At 67.3% G+C, this 7865-nt stretch carries 9 protein-coding genes; 1 reads left to right on the top strand and 8 read right to left on the bottom strand.

All coding sequences use genetic code 11. The annotated features are described in order from the left end of the window. The 7 genes from HP547_RS24965 to HP547_RS24995 all read right to left on the bottom strand — a co-directional run. A partial coding sequence (locus HP547_RS24965) for an acyl-CoA dehydrogenase family protein (RefSeq protein WP_172288058.1) occupies positions 1-467 on the bottom strand: 467 nt, incomplete at its 3' end. Between the two features lie 74 nt (positions 468-541). Beyond that, positions 542-1711: an acyl-CoA dehydrogenase family protein gene (locus tag HP547_RS24970; RefSeq protein ID WP_172226717.1), complete on the bottom strand. Its 1170-nt coding sequence runs from the start codon at positions 1709-1711 to the stop codon at positions 542-544. A 10-nt stretch (positions 1712-1721) separates the two neighbouring features. Next, positions 1722-2900 carry a lipid-transfer protein gene (locus tag HP547_RS24975; RefSeq protein WP_172226735.1) on the bottom strand — a complete coding sequence of 393 codons (1179 nt, stop codon included), beginning with the start codon at positions 2898-2900 and terminating at the stop codon, positions 1722-1724. 17 nt (positions 2901-2917) lie between these two features. Beyond that, on the bottom strand, positions 2918-3337 hold the full coding sequence (locus HP547_RS24980) for a MaoC/PaaZ C-terminal domain-containing protein (RefSeq protein ID WP_172226714.1): 420 nt from the start codon (positions 3335-3337) through the stop codon (positions 2918-2920). Next, a complete protein-coding gene (locus HP547_RS24985) occupies positions 3309-4442 on the bottom strand; it encodes an acyl-CoA dehydrogenase family protein (RefSeq protein ID WP_172288061.1) in 1134 nt (377 codons plus the stop codon). The genes HP547_RS24980 and HP547_RS24985 overlap by 29 nt, the downstream gene beginning before the upstream one ends. A 12-nt stretch (positions 4443-4454) precedes the next feature. Then, the gene (locus HP547_RS24990) at positions 4455-5423 is read right to left on the bottom strand and encodes a bifunctional MaoC family dehydratase N-terminal/OB-fold nucleic acid binding domain-containing protein (protein WP_172226708.1); all 969 of its coding nucleotides are present in this window, start codon (positions 5421-5423) and stop codon (positions 4455-4457) included. 57 nt (positions 5424-5480) lie between these two features. After that, positions 5481-6254 carry an SDR family oxidoreductase gene (locus tag HP547_RS24995; protein WP_172226705.1) on the bottom strand — a complete coding sequence of 258 codons (774 nt, stop codon included), beginning with the start codon at positions 6252-6254 and terminating at the stop codon, positions 5481-5483. Positions 6255-6392: 138 nt separating this feature from the next. Here HP547_RS24995 and HP547_RS25000 point away from each other — a divergent pair, with 138 nt between their 5' ends. After that, positions 6393-7178 carry an enoyl-CoA hydratase gene (locus HP547_RS25000; protein WP_172226702.1) on the top strand — a complete coding sequence of 262 codons (786 nt, stop codon included), beginning with the start codon at positions 6393-6395 and terminating at the stop codon, positions 7176-7178. Between the two features lie 42 nt (positions 7179-7220). Here the strand turns inward: HP547_RS25000 and HP547_RS25005 are convergent. Beyond that, the coding region (locus HP547_RS25005; RefSeq protein WP_172288063.1) for an SDR family oxidoreductase at positions 7221-7865 on the bottom strand (645 nt) is incomplete at its 5' end.

Genomic DNA, 7865 nt, shown 5'->3' on the forward strand with positions numbered 1-7865 from the left:
ACGAAATGGTCACCGGCGTCGCGCGCCGCCATCTTCAGGCTGGCCAGGTCAGAGCCGGCATTGGGCTCGGAGAAGCCCTGGCACCAGCGCACTTCGCCCCGCGCCATGGGCGGCAGCAAGGTGCGCTTCTGTTCCTCGCTGCCGTAGGCCAGCAGCACCGGCCCGAGCATCCAGATACCCAGGTTGATCTGCGGCGGCCGGCAGCGCAGCCGACGCATTTCACTTTCCAGAACCGCCACCTGCTCGGCGTTCAAGCCTGCGCCGCCATAGGCCTGCGGCCACTCGGGGCAGAACCAGCGCTGGTCGCGCATGCGCTCGAACCACAGGCGCGCGTCCTCATTGGGGAACTGCGGCTGGCTGGCCCCCCACACCACATCACCCTCGCCCATGGCCACGCGCATCGACGGCGGGCAGTTGGCTTCCAGCCAGGCACGGGTTTCGTGCCTGAATTGCTCGATCGTGTTCATTGATGCAACCCTCGGCCCAGCCCCGGCCACTGCCGGGGGGCCTTTTGTTGGAATGACGCGGCGGCGCGGGGCGCTCAGCGCTGGTAACGCGGCATGCCCAGGCCGAACTGGGCGATCAGCTCACGCTGGATTTCATTGGTACCGCCGCCAAAGGTCACGGTGACCGACGCGCGCAGCTCGTACTCCAGCTCGCCTTGCAGGGCCGAAGCCGCCGAACCACCGCGTACCAGGCCATTGGCGCCGACGATGGCCGACAGCCGGCGCAAGATCTCGATGGCAGACTCCGAGCCATAGACCTTGGTGGTCGAACTCAGCGCCACATCCATGTGCTCGCGTTCGAGGTTGGCGGCGATGCGCAGGTTGATCAGGCGCATGGCCTCCAGGCGCGCGTAGCATTCACCCAGGGTGCTGCGCACCCAGGCCTTGTCCATCGCCCGGCGGCCCTGCTCGTCGCGGGCGCGCGCCCACAGGTAGACCCTGCGGAACAGGCCCACGACCTTGTCCGACCATGAGCCCAGGCCCAGGCGCTCATGGTTGAGCTGGTCGGTAATCAGCTTCCAGCCGCCATGCAGCTCGCCCACCAGCATGTCGGCGGGTACCCGCACATTGTCGTAATAGGTGGCGGCGGTCGGGTTGCTGGTGGTGGGGATGACCGTGCTGGCAAAGCCTGGCAGACGGGTGTCGAGGATCAGGATCGACACGCCCTTGTGCCGGGCCTGGCTTGGGTCGGTGCGCGCCGCCAGCCAGATGTAGTCGGCCGACTCGGCGCCCGAGGTCCACAGCTTGTTGCCGTTGACCACGAAGGCATCACCGTCCAGCCGGGCGCTGGTGCGCAGCACGGCCAGGTCGCTGCCGGCGTCGGGCTCGGAATAGCCAATCGCGAACATGATTTCGCCAGCGGCGATACCCGGTAGGAAACGCGCCTTCTGCGCGTCACTACCGTGCGCCATCAACGCCGGGCCGACGGTGCTGATGGTCACGAATGGCAGCGGCGCACCGGCAATGTTGGCTTCTTCGAAGAAGATCAACTGCTCGGTGGCGGCGTAGCCCTGGCCACCATGGGCCTTGGGCCAGCCCACCGCCAGCCAGCCATCGCGGCCCATCTGCCGCACCGTCTGGCGGTACAGCTCGCCACCCTCCTGGCCGCGCAGGCGTTCACGCAGCTCGGGGGTCATCAAGGCCTGGAAGTAGTCCCGCACCTTGCGGCGCAGGGCATGTTGCTCGGGGGTAAGATCGACAAACATGCTGTGCTCCTCAGGCCGCGCCCAGTATCAGGCCACTGGTCGGCACGCCGGTACCGGCGGTTACCAGCACGTTCTCGACATCTGCCACCTGATTGACCGCGGTGCCGCGCACCTGGCGCACCGCCTCGGCAACCCCGTTCATGCCGTGGATGTAGGCCTCGCCCAGCTGCCCGCCATGGGTGTTGATCGGCAACTTGCCGCCCCGGGCATGGTGCCCCGCACGGATGAAGTCCTTGGCCTCGCCACGCCTGGCAAAACCGAACGCTTCCAGCTGCGGCAATACAAAGGGGGTGAAGTGGTCGTAGATCACCGCCGTTTGCAGGGCCTCCGGGCCGAGACCGGACTGGCGATACAGCTCCTTGGCCACCACGTCCATTTCGGGCAGCCCGGTGATGTCGTCGCGGTAGAACGAGGTCATGCTCTGCTGGCCGCAGGTGATGCCCTGGGAGCCGGCCTTGATGGTCACCGGTTTCTGCCGCAGGTCACGGGCCCGCTCGGCCGAGGTGATGACCATGGCCACGGCGCCGTCGGATTCCTGGCAGCAATCGAGCAGGTGCAGCGGCTCGCAGATCCAGCGCGACGCCTGGTGCTCCTCCAGGGTGATCGGCTTGCCGTGGAAGAACGCCTTGGGGTTGCTGGCGGCAAAGTCGCGCGCGGCCACGGCAACCCGGCCGAAGTCCTCGGAGGTGGCGCCGTAGGTATGCATGTAACGCTGGGCGAACATGCCCACCCAGGCCGCCGGGGTGTGGAAGCCGTGCGGCATGTACCAGCCGTAATTGACGTTGTCGAAGATCGGCGTGGCGGCAAAACCGTAGCTGCCGCTGCCAAAGCGGTACCAGGAGCGCTCGTTCATGGCCCGATACACCACCACCACCTTGGCTACCCCGGTGGCCACCGCCATGGCCGCGTGCATCACCGGCGCGCAGGCCGCACCGCCGCCGTGCGGCACCTGGGAAAAGAACTTCACATCCTTGCAGCCCAGCAGGCGGGCGATTTCGTACTCCGGCACCTTGTCTACCGAATACGAGCTGAAACCCTCGACTTCGGACGGGTCGATACCGGCGTCGCGCAGCGCTTCAAGAGTGGCTTCCAGCGCCAGGCGCAGTTCGGTGCGCCCGGAGTTCTTGGAAAATTCGGTCGCGCCCAGGCCAACGATGGCGGCGCGCCCGGAAATGGACAGGTTGCTCATGCTGCTGCCTCCGGTGGTCATGGCAGCACCAGCGCGACCGTGCCGGTCACGTGGTTGCCCATGGAGTTTCGGCCGCTAAGGGTCAGTTCCACTTCGCGGGTTTCGGGGTCGTGGCGGGTGACGCTGGCGTTGAAGGTAAGGCGGTCGCCCGGGTAGTTGGGCACCCCCAGCTTGATCTTCAGCGCGGTGAAGCGCGCCAGCGGGCCGGCCCAGGCTTCGACGAAGCGCTGCACCAGGCCATTGGTGGTGAGGATGTTCATGAACACATGCGGTGAACCCAGTTCACGCGCGGCGTCCAGATCGTGGTGACCGGGGAAGTAGTCGCGCGTGGCAATCGCCCCGCCGGTAATCAGCGCTACCGTGATCGGCACTTCAAGGGTCGGCAGGGTTTCGCCGGGGCGCACGTCGTCAAAGCGCTTGGTGTTCTTCGAGGTCATATTTCCATCCCAGCTTGTCGTTGTCGCTCAGCCAGTCGCCGAGCCGTTCCAGGCAGGCCGCCGCACCGCCCAGGGCAATGCCCAGGGCGCGGCTCCAGTAGAGATAGCGGTGAATCGGGTAGGTCAGGTCGACGCCAATGCCGCCATGCACGTGCTGCGCGACATGACCGATGCGGTGCCCTGCCTCGCAGGCCAGGTAGGCCGTGGCCAGGGCCTCGGAGGGCGCCGGCAGGCCGGTATCCAGGCGGTAGCACAGTTGCCACAACGTGCTGCGCAGGGTTTCCAGGGCAATATGGCTGTCGGCCATGCTCATCTGCACGGCCTGGAAACTGCCAATCGGCCGGCCGAACTGCTCGCGCTCACCGACATACGCCACGGTGCGCCGGATGTGCTCGGCACTGACCCCCAGTTGCAGCGCCGCCAGCGCCGCGATGGCGCGTGGCTCCAGCCAGGACAGGGCAGCGGCAGGCAAGACCCGGTCAGCGCTCACCCGCAGCCCTTCCACCTGCAGGTCGGCAATGGCCTCGCCGTGGGTCAGCACGCCGCAGCTACGGCGTACCGCCGGGGCGTCGAGCTCCAGCAGCAACAGCCGTATCTGGTCGTCCACCCGCACCGGCACCAGCGCTGCGTGTGCCTGGCCACCCAGGGGCAAAGCGGCAACCTGGCCGTCTACCTGCCAGCCTTCGACGCAGGGGGTGGCAAGCAACGCGATGCCATGGGCAGTGCCGAGGCTGTCCAGCGCCAGGCTCAGCAGCCGTTCGCCGCGGGCGGCCTCAGCGGCCAGCCCGGCAGCGTCACCCAGGGCAAAGTTGGCCAGGGTTGCCGCCGCCAGCTGGTGGCGCCACAGCGGCACCTGCGCCAGGCTGCGCCCTTGGGCCTGCAGCACCAGCATCAGCTCGGTCATGCCCAGGCCGCTGCCGCCTGCGCTATCGGGAATGGCCAGGGCATGCAGGCCGGTTTCCTGGCACAACGCCCACAGCGGCACCATCAGCGCATCGCCGGTGCTGTCCCATTGGCGCAGGTAGTCATCGTGGCAATGGTCGCTGAACAGGCTGTCGGCCATCTGCTCGATCGCCCGCTGGTCTTCGCTCAACTCGAAATCCATGGTCACGCCCTCCTATTCGACCACAGGCCGGAACAACGGCAGGGTCAGTTGCTCATCGAAGGTCTCGAAGGCCACCTGCAAGCGCTGGCCGACCTGCAACTGCTCGCGCTGCACGCCGGTCAGCCCGGCGATCAGGCGCACGCCTTCTTCCAGCTCGATCAGGCCAATCGGGTTGGGGTGCTCGAAGGGCGCGACCTCCGGGTAGTGCATGACCACGAACGAATACAGGCTGCCGCGCCCGCTGGCCTGCACGCTGTCCCACTCGAAACTGTGGCAGTGCATGCATACCGGTGCCGGTGGGTGGCGCAAGGTAGCGCAGGCACTGCAGCGCTGGATCAGCAGCTTGCCTTCGGCGCAGCCTTCCCAGAAGAAGCGGGTATCGTCACTGACCCCGGGCATCGGCCGCCTGGCCTTGGCCGGCTCGGCCTGCGGCTGCGGCGCCGGTTGCGGGTTGGCCGGGCGGAACTTGAACACCCGGAACAACAGCTCGCCCACCGGCTCGTCGCCTTCGGGCTTTTCGACGAAATGGCTCATTACCAGGGTGACGAAGAAACCGGTGCCCAAGGCCGTGGTCTTCTCGTCACCCACGGCCTCCAGGCGGGTGGTGTAGTACAGCCGCTCACCCAGGTACAGCGGCCGGGTAAAGCTCAATTCGGAGTTCACCGCTACCACCGAGGCGTAGCCGTATTCCTCGATAAGCTTCAGCACTTCGTAGGGGTTCTGGTCGGTGGAGCCCGGCGGGTAGTTGTTGGCGTGCAGCCCCTCCATGGTCCACACCTGGAGCATGGCCGGTGGCGCCACCAGCCCTTGATGAGGGCCGGTGCTGGCGAACGCCGGGTCGGTGTAGAGCGGGTTGTCGATGCCCATGATCTCGCACCACTGGCGGATCATCGGCGCGTTCACCGCGTCCCAGGCATACACCCGGCCGTACTGGCGCCCAACCAGGGCGCGCACAGCGCAAAGCAATTGTGGATCAGCCAAAGTCGTCTCCTGCAGCGTTAGGGCAGCGACCCGGATCGGCCACCGCCAGGTGGTCGATCAAGTGGGTTGGGCTTGCGCGGCGTGCAGAAACGCCGGGCGTTCACCGCCGCCGTGCAGCAGCAGGTTGCAGCCGCTGGCGTAACTGGCCAGCGGCGAAGCGATGTACAAACAGGCATTGGCAATGTCGCTGGCGTCGGCCATGCGCCCGGCCGGGATGCCGGCGCTGACGGCCGCGATGCCGTGTTCGCTGCCGTAGTGCAGGTGCGCCTGGTCGGTCAGCACCAGGCCAGGGCTTACCGCCACCACTCGCACCTTGGGCGCCCACTCCACCGCCAGCGACTGCACCAGCGCCAGCACCCCGGCCTTGGCAGCGCCATAGGCCGCCGTGCCCGGCGATGCGCGCAAGGCACTGATACTGCCGATAAAGACGATGCAACCGCCCTGCGGCTGCGCCTGCATCAGCCGGTTGGCGTGCTGCGCCGCATTCAGCGGGGCGATAAGGTTCAGCCGCAGGATGCTCTCGTGAAACCGCGGCGAGGCCGTGGCAGCGACCGCCGAGGGGCTGCCACCGGCATTGTTGACCAGCACATCAAGGCGGCCGAAGTCGCGCTCGATCGTGTCGAAAAGCGCCTGCAGCGAGTCGCCGTCGCGCACGTCGGCGGCGATGAAGGCGGCGCTGCGCCCGCCAGCGCTCGGCAGGTGCTCGGGTGCACTGCGGGCACAGACGATTACCTGCGCACCGGCGGCCAGAAAGCCCTGGGCGATACCCGCGCCGATGCCCTTGCTGCCTCCGGTGACCAGCACCACCTTGCCACTGAAATCAAGCCCCATTGCATGCTCCTGGTTTTTGCTGTCAGGGACGACTCTAGAGGCTATGCGTGGGCCGTACTTCGTCTGAACGGACGATGAATGGGCAAGGGCCGGGGGCAACACTGGCCGCCATCCAACACGTTGCCCGCGAGGAATCCCATGCCTGCCACGCCCGCCCCACCCGTTCTGCTCGAACACCCCTTGCCCGGGGTGGCACTGCTGCGGCTCAACCGCCCACAGGCCACCAATGCCTTGAGCCTGGAGTTGCAGGCGTTGCTGTCGCAGCACTTCAGCACCCTGGCTGGCGACCCGGCGGTGCGCTGCATCCTGCTGACCGGGGGCGACCAGGTGTTCGCCGCCGGTGGCGACATCGGCAGCATGGCCGACGTCGGTCCCATCGATATCTACCAGCGCCATACCGAGCGCCTGTGGGCGCCGATCCAGCATTGCCCGAAGCCGGTGGTCGCCGCCGTGTGCGGCTATGCGTACGGCGGCGGCTGCGAGCTGGCGATGCTGGCCGACCTGATCGTCGCCGGCCGCAGTGCGCGCTTCTGCCAGCCGGAAATCCGCATCGGCATCATGCCCGGCATTGGTGGCACCCAGCGCCTGGTGCGTGCGGTGGGCAAGGCCAAGGCCATGCGCATGGCGCTGACTGGCCAGCCGATCAGCGCCGAGGAAGCCTGGGTGGCGGGGCTGGTCAGCGATCTGGTGGAGGACGACCAGGTGCAGGCCCACGCGCTGGAGCTGGCGCGGGTGATCGCAGCGATGCCGGCGTTGGCTGCGGAGCAGATCAAGGAGGTGATACTGGCGGGGATGGATGCACCGCTGGAGGCCGGGCTGGCGCTGGAGCGCAAGGCCAACGCGTTGCTGTTTGCCTCGCGTGACCAGAAAGAAGGGATGCAGGCGTTCATCGAGAAGCGGGCGCCGCGCTTTGAGGGCTGTTGAGCCCAGCGGCCCATCACCGCAGTCGGTGATGGGCCATACGGCCTAGATCGACATCACCAGCTGTCCACTGTCGATACGCAGCTCCACCCCATTCACGGCCCGCGACTCGTCACTGGCCAGGTACAGCACACTGCCCGCCACATCCTCCGGCAGGCACATGCGGTTCATCGGGTCGCTGTCGATGGTCAACCGCGCCGGGTCGATGCCCTGGGGGAAGCCGCCGCGGGTCATGTCGGTCAGTACGCCGTCCGGGTGCAGCGAATTGCAGCGGATGCGGTACTTGCGGCGCCTGCAGAGTGCCGCCACCGAGCGGGTCAACGCGGCCACCGCGCCTTTGGAGGCGCTGTAGGCCAGGTAGTCGTCACGCCCGGCCAGCGCCGCCACCGACGATACATTGATGATCGACCCGCCCTGGGCTTTCATCAGGGCGATACCGGCGCGGCAGCCAAGAAACACACTGCCGGCGTTGACCCGCATGATGCGCTCCCAATCCTGCAGTGCGGTGTCTTCCACCGTGCCGGTCTGCAGCATGCCAGCATTGTTGAGCAGGATGTCCAGGCGGCCATGGTGCTCGACCAGGCTGTCCATCACCCGCTGCCATGCCGCTTCGCTGCTGGCATCGTGGTGGATGAAGCGGGCGGCCGCGCCGAGCTCGTCGGCCAGGGCCTGCCCGGCCTGGGTGTCGAT

This window comes from Pseudomonas sp. CM27 (assembly GCF_013179515.1).
Lineage (GTDB): Bacteria > Pseudomonadota > Gammaproteobacteria > Pseudomonadales > Pseudomonadaceae > Aquipseudomonas.